Source organism: Lysinibacillus sp. FJAT-14745, assembly GCF_001275675.1.
GTDB lineage: Bacteria > Bacillota > Bacilli > Bacillales_A > Planococcaceae > Lysinibacillus.
This window is the reverse complement of the sequence record NZ_LITM01000006.1, coordinates 239063-239597: the sequence shown is the minus strand read 5'-3', so window position 1 is coordinate 239597 and position 535 is coordinate 239063. Positions and strand designations below refer to the sequence as shown.

General features: G+C 43.0%; 1 protein-coding gene. It reads left to right on the top strand.

Annotated elements, in window-relative coordinates:
- Nucleotides 1–417 (top strand): transposase (locus AMS59_RS11155; protein WP_234007739.1); only part of this gene is annotated, 417 nt, incomplete at its 5' end.
- Nucleotides 418–535: the final 118 nt, after the last annotated feature.

Here is a 535-nt window from a genome sequence, read left to right as displayed (position 1 = left end):
ACAGTATACCGTTTTCTAAACACACCCACTTATAATTGGCGTCAGTTTCTGTTGTCACTTAGTGGTGAAATGATTCGCCTCATCGAATCATTAACATCTGAACAGCGTGTTACAGCTTTTGTCATTGACGATTCTGTCTATTCTCGCAATCGCAGTAAGTCTGTAGAACTGATGGCGAACGTTTTTGACCATTCTTCCCATCGCTACTTGAAAGGGTTTCAATTACTGACGCTGGGTTGGACGGATAGTGCTACTTTTATCCCGATTGATTTCGCCCTGATGAGTTCTGCGAAAAAGGAAAGCCGTATACAGGAAATGAATGACTCCATTGATAAACGTACATCGGGCTATAAGCGTCGTATGGAAGCCTTGCAGACCAAACCTACGATGTCTCAGACTTATTGGACCATGCCTTGAACAAAGGAATTCTGGCGGACTATGTGTTAATGGATTCGTGATTTACACAAGCACCGTTGATCCAAACCATCACCGACAAAGGGCTATTTGTGATTGGGATGGTGAAACAACTCAAACA